This window comes from Isoptericola sp. Y581, from assembly GCF_059445475.1.
Map to the genome: position 1 here is coordinate 324491 of NZ_JCAIUK010000004.1, position 16849 is coordinate 341339.

Consider the following 16849-nt stretch of genomic DNA (forward strand, 5'->3'; position numbering starts at 1 on the left):
CAGTGGGCCGCATGTCGTCGCCCACCGAGTCGTCACCACCGGTGCGCGCAGCAGCTTTCTTCGACGTCGACAACACGATCATCCGCGGCGCGAGCGCGTTCCACCTGGCCCGCGCCCTGTATCAGCGGCGCTTCTTCGGCACGCGCGACCTGGTGCGCTTCGCGCTCATCCAGGCGAAGTACGTGATCTTCGGCGAGTCGCGCACCCAGATCGAGTCGGTACGCAGCCGGGCGCTGTCGCTCATCGCGGGCCGTTCCGTCGCCGAGATCACCGCCGTCGGCGAGGAGGTCTACGACACCGTCCTGGAGCTGCGCATCTTCCCGGGCACCAAGCGCCTGCTCGACGAGCACCTCGCCGCGGGCGACCAGGTGTGGCTCGTGACGGCGACCCCGGTGGAGATCGGCGGGCTCATCGCCCGCCGCCTCGGCGCCACGGGATGCCTCGGCAGCGTGGGCGAGCACTCAGGCGGGTTCTACACCGGCAGGCTCGTCGGCGACCTCATGCACGGCGAGGCCAAGGGCGCCGCGGTGCGCGAGCTCGCCGAGCGCGAGGGCATCGACCTCAGCGCCTCCTACGCGTACGGCGACTCGCTCAACGACCTGCCGATGATGCGCGCCGTCGGGAACCCGTGCCCCATCAACCCCGACGCGCGGCTGCGCCGGCACGCCAAGGAGGTGGGCTGGCCGATCCGCGAGTTCCGCGGCCGCGGACGGCGGGTGGCCGGGCGCGGCATGAAGACGGCGTCCTGGGCCGGCGCCGCCTGGGTGGTCGGCCTGGTGCTGCGCAGCATCAGCCGCCGCCTGCAGGGTCGCTGACCACGGTCGCCGGTCGAGCCTGTCGAGACCCCGATCTGGGTTTCGACAGGCTCAACCGGCGGTGATGAGACGCGACGAGCCCGGCACCCTCGAGGAGGGTCCGGGCTCGGTGCGTGCCGCCCCGCCTACCGGCGGGGGCGACGTCACTTCTTGTTGCGGCGCTGGTGACGCGTCTTGCGAAGCAGCTTGCGGTGCTTCTTCTTCGCCATGCGCTTACGGCGCTTCTTGATGACGGAGCCCATGAGGTCCTCACAATGCTGGTCGGTAGGTGGAGCACGGTTGGTCCCACGGGGCCTGTCTCCAGACGCAGCCGACCAACGCGAAAAAGTCCGTCTCCCAGGGTACCCGATGACACGGGGCCGCCGGACCGGCCTGATCCGGGTCGGGACTCGTGCACCCACCGGGCGGCGGTGCGACACGATCACCTGCGTCCGGAACTGAGGCTTCCCCCGGTCCCGGACGCCGCGCCCGGGTGCGCACGTTCGCGGACGCCAGGAGCGCCAGCTTGTCCGCGTCGCTCGAGCCTCCCTCCGGGTGGTAGGCGACGTCGGTTGCCGCCTGTTGCGCAGCGGGCAGTGGCGGTCGAGCCGCCGCGAGGGACTGGGCGCGGCGCTTCGACCTTTACCTGAGCCCGGGCAAGCGGCCCGCCGTCGCAACGCATGGCGCTGACCGTAGGCCGGGTCAAGGATGGACACGAAGCCCGGCAGACCCTCGGCCAGCGTGCTTTGCTGGTGGCAGACTGTCCGACCATGAGGCATGGGGGCTCGCTGACGGCAGCCGCGGTCGGTGCGATAGTTCTGGCGACGGTGACCGGCTGCGCGAGCGATGATCCCGCGGGGTCCGCCTCCTGCGCTGCACCCGAGCTCTCATGGTCCAAGCAAGCGGCCGCCCCGGGTGAGCTTGTGACGCTCCAAGGCACCGCAATGGTGGTTGGCTGCGACGACACCGGAACTGGTGACTCGGAGCGGCCGATGCGAATCACGGAGGCGCAACTCTTCGTCGACAGGGAGGCACGGCCCGCGCCGAAGGTTGCTGATGAGCTCGTTGCGACGGACTCGGGCGTGTTTCAGATGCAAGTAGCGGTGCCCGACGACGTTCCTGATGGTGCTGTGCTGACTGTCGAGATCACGGAGAACGAGGGTGCCGTTGTCCGCTCCAACGAACTCACGATCGCAGGCGAGAGCGCGTAGGTGCACGCACGGCCGGGAACTTGCAGGCTGAGAGAGGTTTCGAAACCTCCAGGACCCGATACTGACGCGCTCAGAATCGGTCAGTTTGGGGCTGTGGCGCCGGGGGTTCTGAAACAGACCCTAGTCGCGGTACGGGTCCAGGCCCCATGTTGGGAAGACGTGCTTGCGCGTCGCAAGGATCGCGCGGTCGACGTGATCGGCGGGGTCGTAGCCCTCGGCCCAGGGATGCCACTCGGGATCGCCGCTGCCGAGGCGCTCGGCCGGGTCGAGGCCGGACAGCTCCTCGACCTCCCGGCGCCAGGACTCGGGAAGCTGAAGGCCGGGCGCCAGCGGCACGTGCGCCGCCTCCGCGACGAGGCTCGCCCACACCAGCGGCACGACGTCCACCACCGCGTACCCGCCGCCGCCGAGCGCCACCCACCGCCCGTCGGCGAGCTCGTGCGCGAGCTCGTGCACCCACCGGGCGGCGACGCGCTGCGCGCCGACGCCCACGTTCAGGTCGGTGAGCGGGTCGTTGCCGTGCGCGTCGCACCCGTGCTGCGACACGATCACCTGCGGCCGGAACTCGCGCACTACCACCGGGACGACGGCGTCCACCGCCCGCAGCCAGTGCGGCCCGTCGGTACGGGGCGGCAGCGCCACGTTCACGGCGGTGCCCTGCGCCGCCGTGCCGCCGGTGTCCCCGGCGTTGCCGCTGCCCGGGAAGAGGGTGTGGCCGTCCTGGTGCACCGAGACCGTGAGCACCCGCGGGTCGTTCCAGAAGATCGCCTCGACGCCGTCGCCGTGGTGCGCGTCCAGGTCGGCGTACGCGACGCGCTCGGCGCCGAGGTCGAGCAGCCGCTGCACCGCCGCGGCCGCGTCGTTGTAGATGCAGAACCCCGACGCCGCGCCCCGCTGGGCGTGGTGCATGCCGCCGGCGATGTTGACGCCGTGCGCCACGCGCCCGGACCACACGGACTCTGCCGCGTCCACCGACGCCGCCACCAGCCGGGCCGCGGCCTCGTGCATCGCAGAGAACACGGGGTCGTCCTCGGTGCCGAGCCCGCGCAGGGGGTCTGGGGCGCCCGTCGCTGCCGCGCGACGCACCGCGGCGACGTACTCGGGGTCGTGCACGGACTCGATGACCGCGTCGGTGGCCGGTGCGACGTCGCCCACCTCGAGGCCGGGCTCGTCGAGCAGCCCGAGCTCGGTCACGAGGCGCATCGTCAGGTCGAGGCGAGCGGGCGCCATAGGGTGCCCGGGGCCGAAGTCGTAGGCCAGGAGCTCAGGGCTCCACAGCAGCCGGGCGACACGCATCCCGTCACGTTAGCCCACGGCGTGGCAGGCTGTGGCCAGCGACTGAGGGGCGAGAGGGGACAGGGTGCCGACGAGGTGGGGCGGTCGCGCGCTCACGCTGCGCGGGTGGGCGAACCGGGCTGCACGCGAGTACCCCGCCCGCCTCGCCATGACGGTGTTCGCGGCCGTCATCACGGTGATCTGGCTGCTGCTGCTCACCCCCTGGGCGACGGCGTCCGGCAAGAGCGCATCCTTCGTGGACGCACTGTTCACCGCGACGTCCGCCGTGTGCGTGACCGGCCTCGTCGTGGTGGACACCGCGACGTACTGGTCCGAGTTCGGGCGCGTCATCATCCTCGTGGGCATCAAGGTCGGCGGCCTGGGAGTGATGACGCTCGCCTCGCTGCTCGGCCTGGCCATGTCACGCCGACTCGGCCTCACGCAGAAGCTGCTCACCGCGTCGGAGACCAAGACCGAGCGGCTCGGCGAGGTCGGCGCGCTGCTGCGCACGATCATCGTCACGGCCACCTCGATCGAGGTGTGCATCGCGCTGCTGCTGTTCCCGCGCTTCCTCGCGCTGGGCGACCCGGCGGGCCAGGCGGCGTGGCACGCCCTGTTCTACGGGGTGTCGTCGTTCAACAACGCCGGCTTCGTCCCGACGGCGCACGGGCTGCTGCCGTTCGCGTCCGACTGGTTAGTGCTGATGCCGATCGCGCTCGGCGTGTTCATCGGCTCGCTCGGCTTCCCCGTCATCCTCAACGTCATCACGCACCGCCGCCGTCGCGAGCACTGGGTGCGGTCGCTGTCGCTGCACACCAAGCTGACCGTGACGACGAGCCTCGCGCTGCTCGTGGGCGGCGCCCTGGTCATCGGCGCACTCGAGTGGAACAACCCCAGCACGTTCGGTTCCCAGAGCTTCACCACCAAGGTGCTGTCGTCGATCTTCGCGTCCGTGATGCCGCGCTCCGGCGGGTTCAGCAGCGTGGAGGTCCACGAGATGTCGCAGGAGACCTGGCTCGTCACCGACGCGCTGATGTTCGTCGGCGGCGGCTCGGCGTCCACCGCCGGCGGCATCAAGGTCACCACCCTCGCCGTCATGCTGCTCGCCATCTTCTCCGAGGCGCGCGGTGACAAGGACACCGAGGCGTTCGGCCGGCGCATCCCCCGTGACACCCTGCGGCTGTCGATCGCGGTCGTGTTCGTGGGCGCGACAGTCGTCCTCGTCTCGAGCCTGGCGCTGCTGCGGATGACCGAGTTCACGCTCTCCGCGGTGCTCTACGAGGTCATCTCCGCCTTCGCCACCGTCGGACTGTCCACGGGCATCACGGCCGACCTGCCGGACCCGGCCAAGTTCTGGCTCTGCGGGGTGATGTTCGTCGGCCGCGTCGGAGTCATCTCGCTGATGGGTGCCCTGGCCCTGCGCGACCGGCGGCGCATCGTACGCTTCCCCGAGGAGCGGCCGATCGTCGGCTGACCGCCACAGGCTGACCCGCTACAGGAAGGACCCGCCGTGCCCGAGAAGAAGGCTCCCCCGCGCGAGGCGGGCGTGCTCGTGGTCGGCCTCGGCCGCTTCGGCTCCGCCCTCGCGACGACGCTCGACCGCCTGGGCCAGGACGTGCTCGCCGTCGAGCGCGACGAGCGCCTGGTCGCGCAGTGGTCGGGACGCCTTCCGCTGGTGGAGGCGGACGCGTCGGAGGCCGAGGCGCTGATCCAGCTCGGCGCCAAGGACTTCGGCGTCGCGGTGGTCGGCGTGGGCACCGAGCTCGAGGCGTCCGTGCTCATCACGGCCAACCTGGTGGACCTCGGCACCCCGCAGATCTGGGCCAAGGCCGTCTCGGCCGAGCACGGCCGCATCCTCACCCGCATCGGCGCCCACCACGTGGTGTACCCGGAGGCGGACGCCGGCTCGCGCGTCGCGCACCTGGTGAGCGGCAAGATGCTCGACTACATCGAGGTGGAGGACGGCTTCACCATCGTGAAGATGCGCCCGCCCAAGGAGATGCAGGGCTTCACCCTCGCGCAGTCCGACATCCGCAAGCGGTACGGCGTCACCGTGATCGGCGTGAAGTCGCCCGGGGTCGAGTTCGCCTACGCCACGCCCGAGACCCGCGTGAGCGCCAACGACCTCCTCGTGTGCTCGGGTCACGCCGACCTGCTGGAGCGGTTCTCCGGGCGCCCCTGAGCCACCCCGCTGGTCGAGCCTGGCGAAACCCTGAGGTGGTTTCGACCAGCTCAACCCAGCGATGTACGTCACGCGGTGCGGCGACGCAGGGTGGCGACGCCGAGGGCGACGGCGCCGACGATGAACAGCGCGATCGCGCCGACCGCGCCGGCGACGTCCCCCCACTCGCCGCCGGCGGCGAGAGTCTGCATCGCCTCCACGGCGTACGTCAGGGGGAAGACGCGCGAGAGCCACTCGAGCACCTGGGGCATCTGGTCGCGCGGCATGAGCAGCCCACAGGTGATGAGCTGCGGGAAGATCACGGCGGGCATCATCTGCACGGCCTGGAACTCGCTGCGGGCCAGCGCGGACGCCGCCAGCCCCAGGCAGCAGCCCAGCACGGCGTCGAGCATGGCCACCACGACGACGAGCCACAGAGGGCCGAGCACGTCCATGCCGACGGCGAGCGCGAAGCCCACCACCACGACCGACTGCAGCAGCGCGAGCGCCGCGAAGGCCAGCGCGTAGCCGGCCACGAAGTCGCCCTTGCGCAGCGGGGTGGTCATGAGCCGCTCGAGCGTGCCGGACTGCCGCTCGCGCAGCGTGGCGACGCTCGTCACCAGAAACATCACGATGAGCGGGAAGAGACCCACGAGCATGGGGCCGAACTGGTCGAGCACGGGCGTGCCGTCGAACATCCACGCGATGAGGCCGAGCAGCAGGCACGGCAGCACGAGGATGAGGGCCACGGTGCGGCGGTCGAACCGGAGCTGAGCCAGCACCCGGCTCGCGGTGGTCATCGTGAGGCCGGTCGTGAGCGTCATCGGGATCCCTCCCCTGTCGTCGAGGGCGAGCTCTGCTGCTCGATGAGCGCGAGGAACGCGCGCTCGGCGTCCGGCGCCCCGGTGGTGGCGAGGAGGTCGGACGGCGTGGTGTCGGCCACGAGGGCGCCGTCGCGCAGCAGCAGCAGCCGGTCGCACTGGGTGGCCTCGTCCATGACGTGGCTGGACACGAGCAGCGTGCGCCCGTCGGCGGCGAGGCGGCGGAACATCGCCCACAGGTCGCGGCGCAGGACGGGATCGAGGCCGACGGTGGGCTCATCGAGCACGAGGAGCTCCGGGTCGGCGACGAGCGCGGCGGCCAGCGACACCCGCGACCGCTCCCCGCCGGACAGGGTGCCCACCCGCTGCCTCTCGTGCCCGCCCAGGTCGACGACGGCGACGGCGCGCTGTGCGGCCGCCTCCGCCCCGGCCCCGGGCAGGCCCGCGAGGCGGGCGAAGTAGCGCAGGTTCTGCGCCACCGTGAGGTCCGTGTACACCGAGGCGGCCTGGGTCACGTAGCCCACGCGACGCCGCAGCCCCGCCGAGCCGGCGGGCTCGCCGAGCACCGTCACCTCGCCCGAGACGTGCGACTGGACGCCGACGACCGCACGCATCAGCGTCGTCTTGCCCGAGCCGGAGGGGCCGAGCAGCCCCACCACCTGGCCGGCCGGCACCGCGACGTCGAGCCCGTCGATGATCCGTCTGCCGCCGCGCTCGACCCGGAGCCCGCGGGCTCTGACCGCGTCGCCGGCGGCGTCGTTATTCACCATGTGAAGAATTCTGCTCCCCGCGGGCGAGGAACGCAATGGTGGACGGCGGTTCAGTCCGTCCCGTCAGTTCGCCCCGTCAGAGGGGAGCGCCCCGGTGAGGTAGCGCTGCAGCGTCGGTCCGACGAGCGCCGCGACCCGCGCGGGCGGCTGCGACGCGAGCGGCTCGATCGGCACCAGGTAGCGCGTCATGAGCACCCCGGCCATCTGCGACGCGACCAGGCCCGTCCGCAGTGGCGCGTCCGCGACGTCGAGCCGCCGCACGATGGGGCCGAGCAGCTCCGCGCCGAGGAACTGCGGCAGCAGCGCGCGCAGCCCCGGGTCGGCCATGACCGCCGGGATCACGAGGCGCACGGTCTCGCCGTAGTCCGCGTCCCACAGCTCGACCACCGACCGGACGAGCCGCTCCCCCAGGCTCTCCGCGGGGCCACCCTCCACCACGGTCCGCACGATCGCCGCCGGGTCGATGTCCGCGAGCCCGAGCGAGGCCGTGAACAGGTGGGTCTTGTCGCCGAACCAGTGCCGCACCGTGCCCGGGTCCACGCCGGCGCGCCGGGCCACGGAGCGGACCGACGAGGCCTCGTAGCCGCGCTCCGCGAACTCCGCGCGGGCGGCGGCGAGCACCGGCTCGCGGGTGTCATGGCCTGCGGGCCGGCGGCCGCGACGACCGGGGTGGGCTGGTGTCGGGGGCACAAGGGTCATCGTGCCAGCACGACCGCGGCGGGGCCGCGCCGTCGGCCCCTTGCCCTACGGTGTGACCTGGCACACAGCGGCACACAGCGGCACACAGCGGCACACAGCGGCGGTCACTCCTACGGCACGGTGGCGATGGTGAGACGGGGGCGATGGTGAGACGGAGGCGATGGTGAGCACGAGCAGGCCCGCGGGCGAGGGGGCGCGCACCCCGCCCTGGCGGTACGCGATCGGGATGCTCGGCACGTCGATCCCGATCAACCTCGTCAAGGGGTCGGTGATCCTCTACTACGTCGACATCCTCGGCCTGGACGTGCGGGCCTACGGCCTCGTCATGACGATCTACGCGGTCATCGACGCGATCGACAACCCCGTCCTCGGCTACCTGTCGGACCGCACCCGCACCCGGTTCGGCCGGCGGCGCCCGTGGCTCCTGGTCGCCGCCCCGCTGCTCGCCGCCAGCATGATCGCGCTGTTCTCCGTGCCAACCGGGCTCGACGGCGCCCGGCTCGTGCTCTGGTTCGCCGTCTTCGCGATCCTGTGCGAGGCGTTCGACTCCGTGCTCAACGCGAACTACGGGGCCCTGCTGCCCGAGCTGTTCCCCGTCGAGCGCAAGCGCGCCGTCGCGAACGGCCTGCGGCAGGGGTTCCAGCTCGTCGCGCTCGTGATCTCGCTCGCCGTCACGCCGCTGCTGACGACGGGCGTCTTCGGCACGGAGGAGAGCACGGAGGGCTTCACCACCACGGCCGTGCTGTACGGGGCCGTCGCGTGCGCCGTCATCGTGTTCATGGCCCTGGGGGTCCGCGAGAACCCGCGATACGCCACCGACCGGAGGCCCGCCCTCTGGTCGGGGATCGTCGCGATCCTGCGCAACCCGCTGTTCTGGAAGGTCGGGCTCGTCGGAGCCTGCTACGCCGTGGCGATGGGGCTGGTGCTCACGGGCGTGCAGCTGTACGTGCGGTACTCGCTGGGGCTCGCGGTGACGAACGCCCTCTTCCTGCAGGCCGTCGTCATCCTCGTGGCGGCGGGCGGGCTCGCCGTCTGGACCCGGGTGGTCGCCCGGCGCGGGGCCCTGTGGACGTGGCGCGTGGCCTACGCCGTGCTCGCGGTGAGCTTCGCCGGGCTGTTCTTCGCCGACAGCCTGGTCACCGCCATGGTCGCCGGGGCGGTGGTCGGCGCCGGCTGGTCGGGCATGCTCGCCACCAACGACCTCGTCGTGGCCCGCGTGCTCGACTCCGACGCCGCCGTGCACGGCGAGCACCGCGAGGGCCTGTTCCTCTCGGCGTTCGGCTTCTTCGGGCGCCTCAACGGGATCGTGACGGGGCTGGCGCTGACGTCGCTCGGAGTGTTCTTCGGCTACAACTCCGGCGCCCAGCCGGGTGACGATCCCGGCCTCGCGTTCCGCATGTACCTGTGCGTCTACCCGTTCGTGCTCACCACGATCGGCGCCGTCGCGTCCCGGTTCGTCACCGTCCCCGCCCCGCCGGCCGACCGCGTGCCGACCGAGGAGGGCGCGCGATGAGGGGCCTGGTCATCACGGCGGACGACCTCGGCCGGGACGACGCCAGCACCGACGTCGTCCTCGAGCTGGCCGCCGCGGGGCACGTCACCGCGACCACGCTGATCCCCGTCGCGCCGGGCTCCGACGCCGCCGCCCGCCGGGCGCGCGAGGCCGGGGTCGCCCCGCACCTGCACCTCACGCTCAGCGGCGAGCGCGGGCTGCCGCCCTGGCGTCCCCTCTCGCCGGGGGCGAGCCTCGTCGGGCCCGACGGCGCGCTCCCCGACGACCCGGGGGAGGTCGGCGCCCGCGCCGAGACCGCCGACGTCGCGGCCGAGCTCGACGCCCAGCTCGCGTGGATGCATGACCGGGGGCTGAGCCCGGTCGCGACGGACTCCCACGCCGGCACCCTCTACGGGCTGCACGGGCGGTCGTTCCTCGCCGAGGCCCTCACCTGGTGCGCCCGGCACGGCCTCGCGTTCCGGCTGCCCCGCGATCCCGCCCCGTACATCGGCGGCCCCCTGCCCCCGCCGCTCGCCGACCAGCATGCCCGCGCCGTGGCACTCGCCGACCGGCTCGGCGTGCCCCTGCCCGCGACGATCTGGACCAACCGGCGCGACGCCGTCGCCCTCGGCGGCTACGAGGCGCTGCGCGCCGACCTCGTCGCCCGCCTGGGCGACCTTCCCGAAGGAGTGAGCGAGCTGTTCCTGCACCCGTCCACCACCGGCACCGTCCGCGCCTGGGAGGCGCGGCTGCTGCGCGACCCCGCCTGGCACGCAGCCCTGGAGCGCGCCGGCGTCGAGCTCGTCGCCGGGTGGTCGTCGTGACGCGCCTGGAGCGGACGCTGCGCCTCGGGCTCGAGGACCTGCTCGCCGACGACCTGCGCACGGTCGCGTTCGAGGTCGGCGGCGAGCCGAGCGTCGAGGTGACGCTGGACTACGACCGGGACGCCGCCGTCGTCGACCTCGGTCTGGAGGGGCCCGCGGGGTGGCGCGGGTGGTCGGGCGGCTCGAAGCGGAGCTTCGTCGTCGAGCGCGACGCCGCGACCCCGGGCTACGTCCCGGGCGAGCTCGAGCCGGGCGAGTGGCGCGTGCAGCTCGGGCTGTACCGGCTGCCGGTGGAGCCGATCGAGGTGCGTGTCACGGTCGAGCTGCCTGCGTCGTCGCCGTCGTCGCCGGTGCCGCCCGAGCCCGCGGGCGAGCCGCGACCGGACGCGCCCCGGGCGAGCGCGCGCGGGCTGCCCGCTTCCGACGGCCTCACCTGGTTCGCCGGGGACTTCCACGCGCACTCGACCCACTCGGACGGCGAGCAGTCCCTCGGGGAGCTGGCGGCGCTGGCCGTCAGCAACGGGCTCGACTTCCTCGCGGTCACGGAGCACAACACCGTCTCCCACCACCCGCTGCTCGCCGGGGTCGGCGCCGCGCACGGCATCACCCTGCTGCCCGGCCAGGAGGTCACGACCGCCCGCGGGCACGCGAACGCGTTCGGCGACATCGGCTGGGTCGACTTCCGCGAGCACCCCGACCGCTGGGTCTCGACCGTCGCGGAGCGCGGCGGCGTGCTGAGCGTCAACCACCCGCTGCAGGAGGAGTGGGCGTGGCAGCACCCGCTGGCCGCCCTCCCGGACGCGCTCGAACTCTGGCACGTCACGTGGTTTCGCGAGCCGCGGGCCACCGCCCCCTGGACCCTGCTGTCCCGGTGGCGCGACGACGCGACCCTGCTGGGCGGCAGCGACTACCACCACCCCCGCCACGGCTACCTGCCCGGCACGCCGGTCACCTGGGTCGCCGCCGCGGACCGCAGCGCCGAGGCGATCCTCGACGGCGTGCGGGCCGGGCGTACCGCGATCACCCGGCCCGGCCCCGACGCCCCCGCCCTCGTGCGCCTCGGCGACGACCTGGTCGCGCTCGCGGCCGACGGGACGGTGCTCGGCGACGTCGACGGCCGGCGGCGGAGGTTGCACGGCGACCGCGTCGTGCTGCCCGCCGACCGCGCCGGCCGCGGGCCGTTCCGGCTGGAGAGCCCGACCGGCGAGATCCTGGCGATCACCCGTTGACCGCCGCCCCCGCTGGTTGAGCCCGCTGGTCGAGCCCGCTGGTCGAGCCCGCTGGTCGAGCCCGCTGGTCGAGCCCGCTGGTTGAGCCTGTCGAAACCCGGTTCGTGGTCTCGACCCTTCGACAGGCTCAGGACGGCGCAAGCTCGACCGACGAAGCCTCGACGGGTCAGCCGTGCTCGGCGGCCAGCTCGCGCGAGCGGTCGCGCGCGGCCTCGAGAGCGTCGAGGAAGGCGGCCCGCACGCCGCCGTCGTCCAGCTTGCGCAGCGCGGCGACGGTGGTGCCGCCGGGCGACGACACCTTCTCGCGCAGCAGCACGGGGTGCTCCCCCGTCTGGTCGAGCAGCTTGGCCGAGCCCAGCACGGTCTCGACGGCGAGCCGGCGCGCGACGTCGCGCGTGAGGCCCAGCAGCACGCCGGCCTCCGCCATCGCGTCGACGACGTAGAAGACGTAGGCCGGGCCCGAGCCGGCGAGGGCACCGAACGCGTCCATGTCCTTCTCCGCGATGCGGAACACGTGGCCCGAGCCGGACAGCACCTTCTCGACCAGCGCGACGTCGTCCTCGCGGGCGGCGGTGCCGCCGACGACGGCGGTGACGCCCGCGCCGACCAGCGCCGGGGTGTTCGGCATGGCCCGGACGACGGGCGTGCCGGCGGGCAGGCGCTGCTCGAAGAACGACAGCGGCAGGCCGGCGGCCACGCTCACGACGACGGCGCCGGGGTCCAGCGCGTCGGCCACGCGGTCGAGCATCGCGCCCACGTCCTTGGGCTTCACCCCGATCACCACGACGTGCGCGCCCTCGACCGCGGCCACGTTGTCCGTCGTCGCGCGCACCCCGAACCGCTCGGTGAGGTGCGCCCCGCGCTCCGCGCGGCGCGACGTGGCCACCACGTCCTCGGGGGCGACACCGGCGGCCAGCGCCCCGGCCAGCACCGCCTCGCCCATGTTGCCCGTGCCGAGGAACGCCATCTTCACGCCGCTCACCTGGGCACTCGTCGGGGCCTGCTCGTCAGTCTGCTCGCTCACGGGCACCACGGTACGTCCCCGCGAGTTGCCGGCGGGCGGCGGGACTACAGCGGGTAGGCGGAGTAAAAGTCCTCCATCAGACCCGACGGGCCGGTGGCCTGCAGGACGGCCGTGCCGTTGCGCCAGGTGACGACCGACGTGCCCTCGGTGGTACCCGGGGTGATGACGTACGCGCCCACGGCCTTGTCGTCCACCGCCACGTCGCCCTCGCCCGTCGGCTCGCCCACGGCCTTGACCAGCGCCTCGTAGGCGGCGGTCGCGGTGTCGTCGTCCTCCCACTGGCCGGCCAGCACCTGCGCCGACGTGGCGCCGTCTCCGTCGCCGTCGGCGTACGTGAGCTGCCACGCCTCGACGGCGTCCGCGTCCTTCTCCCACGCCTCGTAGGTCGCCGCCTCGCGCAGCGCGAGCTGCAGCACCGCGTCCGGCGTGGCCTTGAGGAACGTCGTCTGGTCCTTCGGACGGCCGCTCGGGGAGATCGTCGGCGTCGGCACCGGGGCGGTCACCGTGGCCTGCGGCTCCGGCTCGTCGTGGGCGAACCCGGGCCAGACGAACGCCGTGAGCAGCACCACCAGCAGCACCAGTAGCCCCGCGCCCGACGCCACCACGATCCGACGGCGGCGGAACACCTCCGGCGACGGGCGCCCGTTTCCGCCCGTGCGTGCCTGGCTCACGATGTCCTCCTGCGGGTCGGTGCGTCGATGCACCCGCAGCCTAGGGGGCGCCGCCGCCGATCGATCGCGTCCGGCGGCCGCGTGTCGACGACCGCACGTCGACGCCGCGGCGCCGGTCCGACGACGGCACGAGCCCGCTGTCGGTGCCGACCTCTAGCGTCTGACGACGTGAGCACCACCGCCTCGTCCCGCACCCGCGCCAAGCAGGCGCGCCCCGGCTACCGCTGCACGGAGTGCGGATGGACCACCTCCAAGTGGGTGGGCCGGTGCGGCGAGTGCCAGGAGTGGGGCACCGTGACCGACGAGGGGCCGGCGGCGTCCGGGCCGCGCACGGTAGCGGTGAGCCCGAGCAGAACGCCCGCGCGCCCCATCTCGGACATCGACATCACCGCCGCGCAGACGGAGCCCACGCGGGTGGACGAGCTGGACCGGGTGCTGGGCGGCGGCCTCGTGCCGGGCGCCGTCGTGCTGCTGGCCGGGGAACCCGGCGTCGGCAAGTCGACCCTGCTGCTCGACGTCGCTGCCACGTACGCGCGCGGCGCCGACGGGCGCGACGCCCGCACCGTGCTCTACGTGACCGGCGAGGAGTCCGCCGGGCAGGTCCGGCTGCGCGCCGAGCGGGTGGGCGCGCTGGCCCCGAGCCTGCTGCTCGCCGCAGAGACGGACCTCGGCACGGTGCTCGGCCACATCGAGGCCAACGAGCCGGACCTGCTGGTCGTGGACTCCGTGCAGACCATCGCCTCGGCCGAGGTGGACGGCACCCCCGGCGGGGTCAGCCAGGTGCGCGAGGTCGCGGCGGCGCTCATCCGCGTCGCCAAGGAGCGCCAGGTGCCGGTGCTGCTGGTCGGCCACGTCACCAAGGACGGCACCGTGGCCGGGCCGCGCACCCTCGAGCACCTGGTGGACGTCGTGTGCCAGTTCGAGGGCGACCGGCACTCGCGGCTGCGGATGGTCCGCGCCGTGAAGAACCGGTACGGCCCCACGGACGAGGTCGGCTGCTTCGAGCTGTCCGAGGCCGGGATCGTCGGCCTCAGCGACCCGAGCGGACTGTTCCTCTCCCACCTCGGCGCGGGCGTGCCCGGCACCTGCGTCACTGTGACCCTCGAGGGACGGCGGCCGCTCGCCCTGGAGCTGCAGGCGCTCGTCGCGCCGTCCCCCCTGGCCAACCCGCGCCGCACCACCAGCGGCGTCGAGTCGTCGCGGTTGGCGATGATCCTCGCCGTCCTCCACCGGCATGCCGGGCTGCGCCTCGCCGACCAGGACGTGTACGTCTCCACGATCGGCGGCGCCCGAGTCACCGAGCCCGCCGCCGACCTGGCCACGTCCCTCGCGATCGTCTCCGCCCGCACGGGCGAGCCGCTGCCCACCGGCACGATCGCGCTCGGCGAGGTCGGCCTCGCCGGCGACCTCCGGCCCGTCACCGGGCTCGACCGGCGTGTCGGGGAGGCCGCGCGCCTCGGCTTCGTGCGCGCCGTGGTGCCCTCCGGCGCCGCCGTCAAGGCGCCCGCCGGGATGCAGTTGCTGGAGGCCCGGCACCTCGCCGAGGCGGTCGAGCTCGCCGGAGTCGGTGTCCGATCGGCGGATCACCAGGGCGAGCGCACTCCCACGTCGTAGGATTCCCCCGTGGCTCCCTCTTCCGTGCACTCCGATGCCCTGCTCCGGGAGACGCTTGCCGCGGTCGCCCCCGGCACCGAGCTGCGCGACGGCCTGGAACGGATCCTGCGCGGCCGCACCGGCGCGCTCATCGTGCTCGGCCTCGACAAGACGGTGGAGCAGATGTGCTCGGGCGGCTTCGAGCTGGACGTCCAGTTCTCCGCCACCCGCCTTCGCGAGCTGTCCAAGATGGACGGCGCGTGCGTGCTCGACCGCGACGCCACCCGCATCCGGCGCGCCGCCGTCCAGCTGCTGCCGGACCCGTCCATCGAGACCAGCGAGTCCGGCACCCGGCACCGCACCGCGGAGCGCGTCGCCAAGCAGACCGGCCTGCCCGTCATCTCGGTCAGCCAGTCCATGCGGATCATCGCCATCTACATCGGCTCGTTCCGGCACGTCCTCGAGGACCCGGACACGATCCTGGGCCGCGCCAACCAGGCGCTCGCCACCCTCGAGCGGTACCGCTCGCGCCTCGACGAGGTGTCCGGCACCCTGTCCGCGCTGGAGATCGAGGACCTCGTCACCGTGCGCGACGTGTGCTCGGTGGTGCAGCGCCTCGAGATGCTGCGCCGCATCTCCGAGGAGATCGACGGGTACGTCGTCGAGCTCGGCGCCGACGGCCGGCTGCTCGCCCTGCAGCTCGACGAGCTCATCGGCGGCGTCGGCGCCGACCGTGACTTCGTGGTGCGCGACTACGTGGAGCTCGATCGCAACAGCCGCACGCTCGCGAACGTGCACGCCGACCTCGCCGCCCTCGACTCGGCCCAGCTCCTCGACCTCGGCCACATCGGGCGGGTGCTCGAGCTGCCGGGCGGGGGCGTCGCCCTCGACGCCGCGGTGGCGCCCCACGGGTACCGGCTGCTGGCCAAGGTGCCGCGGCTGCCCGCCGCGATCATCGAGCGGCTGGTGCGGCACTTCGGCGGGCTGCAGAAGCTCCTCGCCGCCAGCGTGGACGACCTCATGGCCGTGGACGGCGTCGGGGAGCAGCGCGCCCGCGCCGTGCGCGAGGGCCTGTCCCGCCTGGCCGAGTCCAGCATCCTGGAACGTTACGTCTGACCTGTTCCGCCGGCCTCGTCCCGCCGTTCAGCGGGTCTTCTCGTCAGCGGCCTTGTCGCCCTTCGACTCCTCGGCCGGCTCGACGCCCTTCGCGTCGTCAGCTTTGGCACCGTCAGCCTTGGCGTCGTCGGCCTTCGCGTCCTTCGCGTCGTCGGCCTTCGCGTCGCTCTTCGCCTTCTCGGCGACGGTGAAGGTCACGGGCTCGCTGCGGGTGCCGGGGACGTCGGCGAGCGTCGCGGTCGCCTGGTAGGTGCCGGCCTCGACGGCGGGCTGCTCGCCCTCGCAACCCTTCACCGAGCGATCGCTGGACCACTTCACCTCGCGGACGTCCACGTTCTCCGGGCCGAGCAGCAGCATCCGCGTGCCGTCGGCGCAGTCGGCGGACGACCAGAGGCGCTCCTTGCCGGACTCGTCGGTGATCGTCACCGCGCGGCTGGCGTCCGCGCCGTCGAACAGGCACGGCACCCGCCCGACGTTCGTCACCCGCACCATGAACGACACCGGCGAGCCCGCCGTGACGGTATTCGCGCTCGACGAGAGCCGAAGCTCCACGTTCTCCGGGCGGCACGTCGTGGCCGGCCCACCGACGTCGAGCGGCTCCGGCACCGCGACCTTGTCCGCCGCCAGCCCTTCCGGGCCTCCGGCCAGCACCCCGCGCACCCCGTCCACCGCCTGCCCGAGCCCGTAGCCGCCCACCACGCCCAGCGCGGTCAGCAGGATCACGACCAGGAACGAGACGACCGGAGACCGCCGCCCGCGCCGGGCCGCCGGCCGCCGCGCGGGCTGCCGTCGTGCCGGCTTCCGACCCGCCGCCGCGCGGGCGCCCCCGCGGGAGGCTCCCGGCGCGACGAGCGGGGACGCCGTGGCGACGCGACGGTCGCCGCGCCGCGCGCCCGACGCGCGCGCCGTCGTCGACCGGCCGGCGGATCCGCGTGCGCCCGACCGCGCACCCGTGGACCGCGAGTTCGACGACGCGTTCTGGCGCGCACCCGCCCGCGGCGCAGAGCTCTTGGACCCGCCCTTCGATGCGCCCTTCTTCGGCGTGCTCTTCGAGGCGCCACGCGGCGCGCTCTTCGGCGTGCTCTTCGAGGCACCCTTGGGCGAGCCCTTCGAGGCGGACGTCCGCGAGGACGCGGACGACGATCGCTTGGACGCGCCGCCCTGTGACG

The 16849-nt window shown here is 73.6% G+C and carries 17 protein-coding genes; 9 read left to right on the top strand and 8 right to left on the bottom strand.

The window, feature by feature from the left end:
* Positions 1-11: 11 nt before the first annotated feature.
* On the top strand, positions 12-815 hold the full coding sequence (locus AC1C2W_RS10085; RefSeq protein WP_495388730.1) for an HAD family hydrolase: 804 nt from the start codon (positions 12-14) through the stop codon (positions 813-815).
* Positions 816-958: 143 nt separating this feature from the next.
* Here AC1C2W_RS10085 and AC1C2W_RS10090 read toward each other — a convergent pair whose 3' ends face one another.
* Positions 959-1057 carry a 30S ribosomal protein bS22 gene (locus AC1C2W_RS10090; RefSeq protein WP_003792170.1) on the bottom strand — a complete coding sequence of 33 codons (99 nt, stop codon included), beginning with the start codon at positions 1055-1057 and terminating at the stop codon, positions 959-961.
* A 507-nt stretch (positions 1058-1564) separates the two neighbouring features.
* Here AC1C2W_RS10090 and AC1C2W_RS10095 point away from each other — a divergent pair.
* Positions 1565-2005 carry a hypothetical protein gene (locus AC1C2W_RS10095; protein ID WP_495388731.1) on the top strand — a complete coding sequence of 147 codons (441 nt, stop codon included), beginning with the start codon at positions 1565-1567 and terminating at the stop codon, positions 2003-2005.
* 120 nt (positions 2006-2125) lie between these two features.
* On the opposite strand, the gene AC1C2W_RS10100 is transcribed toward AC1C2W_RS10095, so the two are convergent.
* The gene (locus AC1C2W_RS10100) at positions 2126-3301 is read right to left on the bottom strand and encodes an acetoin utilization protein AcuC (protein WP_495413014.1); all 1176 of its coding nucleotides are present in this window, start codon (positions 3299-3301) and stop codon (positions 2126-2128) included.
* Positions 3302-3365: 64 nt separating this feature from the next.
* On the opposite strand from AC1C2W_RS10100, the gene AC1C2W_RS10105 reads away from it, so the two are divergent.
* Together AC1C2W_RS10105 and AC1C2W_RS10110 are read left to right on the top strand one after the other, a co-directional pair.
* Positions 3366-4754, top strand: a complete 1389-nt coding sequence (locus AC1C2W_RS10105; RefSeq protein WP_495388733.1) for a TrkH family potassium uptake protein — start codon at positions 3366-3368, stop codon at positions 4752-4754.
* 36 nt (positions 4755-4790) lie between these two features.
* Positions 4791-5462: a potassium channel family protein gene (locus AC1C2W_RS10110; protein WP_495388734.1), complete on the top strand. Its 672-nt coding sequence runs from the start codon at positions 4791-4793 to the stop codon at positions 5460-5462.
* Positions 5463-5530: 68 nt separating this feature from the next.
* Here AC1C2W_RS10110 and AC1C2W_RS10115 read toward each other — a convergent pair whose 3' ends face one another.
* The 3 genes from AC1C2W_RS10115 to AC1C2W_RS10125 all read right to left on the bottom strand — a co-directional run bounded on the left by AC1C2W_RS10115 (position 5531) and on the right by AC1C2W_RS10125 (position 7722).
* The gene (locus AC1C2W_RS10115) at positions 5531-6265 is read right to left on the bottom strand and encodes an ABC transporter permease (protein ID WP_495388735.1); all 735 of its coding nucleotides are present in this window, start codon (positions 6263-6265) and stop codon (positions 5531-5533) included.
* The gene (locus tag AC1C2W_RS10120) at positions 6262-7032 is read right to left on the bottom strand and encodes an ABC transporter ATP-binding protein (RefSeq protein ID WP_495388736.1); all 771 of its coding nucleotides are present in this window, start codon (positions 7030-7032) and stop codon (positions 6262-6264) included. Before AC1C2W_RS10120 ends, AC1C2W_RS10115 begins: the two co-directional genes overlap by 4 nt.
* A gap of 63 nt (positions 7033-7095) precedes the next feature.
* Positions 7096-7722 carry a TetR/AcrR family transcriptional regulator gene (locus AC1C2W_RS10125; protein WP_495388737.1) on the bottom strand — a complete coding sequence of 209 codons (627 nt, stop codon included), beginning with the start codon at positions 7720-7722 and terminating at the stop codon, positions 7096-7098.
* A gap of 172 nt (positions 7723-7894) precedes the next feature.
* Here AC1C2W_RS10125 and AC1C2W_RS10130 point away from each other — a divergent pair, with 172 nt between their 5' ends.
* The 3 genes from AC1C2W_RS10130 to AC1C2W_RS10140 are packed head-to-tail and all read left to right on the top strand — an operon-like array spanning position 7895 to position 11276.
* Positions 7895-9244, top strand: coding sequence for an MFS transporter (locus AC1C2W_RS10130; protein WP_495413015.1), 1350 nt, complete (start codon positions 7895-7897; stop codon positions 9242-9244).
* A complete protein-coding gene (locus AC1C2W_RS10135) occupies positions 9241-10047 on the top strand; it encodes a ChbG/HpnK family deacetylase (protein WP_495388739.1) in 807 nt (268 codons plus the stop codon). Before AC1C2W_RS10130 ends, AC1C2W_RS10135 begins: the two co-directional genes overlap by 4 nt.
* On the top strand, positions 10044-11276 hold the full coding sequence (locus tag AC1C2W_RS10140; protein ID WP_495413016.1) for a CehA/McbA family metallohydrolase: 1233 nt from the start codon (positions 10044-10046) through the stop codon (positions 11274-11276). The genes AC1C2W_RS10135 and AC1C2W_RS10140 overlap by 4 nt, the downstream gene beginning before the upstream one ends.
* 166 nt (positions 11277-11442) lie before the next feature.
* Here AC1C2W_RS10140 and proC read toward each other — a convergent pair whose 3' ends face one another.
* The gene (gene proC, locus AC1C2W_RS10145) at positions 11443-12300 is read right to left on the bottom strand and encodes a pyrroline-5-carboxylate reductase (protein ID WP_495388741.1); all 858 of its coding nucleotides are present in this window, start codon (positions 12298-12300) and stop codon (positions 11443-11445) included.
* A 44-nt stretch (positions 12301-12344) separates the two neighbouring features.
* Positions 12345-12971, bottom strand: a complete 627-nt coding sequence (locus AC1C2W_RS10150; protein ID WP_495388742.1) for a hypothetical protein — start codon at positions 12969-12971, stop codon at positions 12345-12347.
* A 168-nt stretch (positions 12972-13139) separates the two neighbouring features.
* Here AC1C2W_RS10150 and radA point away from each other — a divergent pair, with 168 nt between their 5' ends.
* Both radA and disA read left to right on the top strand, forming a co-directional pair.
* Positions 13140-14585 carry a DNA repair protein RadA gene (gene radA / locus AC1C2W_RS10155; protein WP_495413017.1) on the top strand — a complete coding sequence of 482 codons (1446 nt, stop codon included), beginning with the start codon at positions 13140-13142 and terminating at the stop codon, positions 14583-14585.
* A 9-nt stretch (positions 14586-14594) separates the two neighbouring features.
* On the top strand, positions 14595-15680 hold the full coding sequence (disA, locus tag AC1C2W_RS10160; protein ID WP_495388744.1) for a DNA integrity scanning diadenylate cyclase DisA: 1086 nt from the start codon (positions 14595-14597) through the stop codon (positions 15678-15680).
* A 27-nt stretch (positions 15681-15707) separates the two neighbouring features.
* Here the strand turns inward: disA and AC1C2W_RS10165 are convergent, their stop codons facing one another.
* Complete coding sequence (locus AC1C2W_RS10165; protein WP_495413018.1) at positions 15708-16403, bottom strand: hypothetical protein; 696 nt, start codon at positions 16401-16403, stop codon at positions 15708-15710.
* Positions 16404-16849 lie beyond the last annotated feature (446 nt).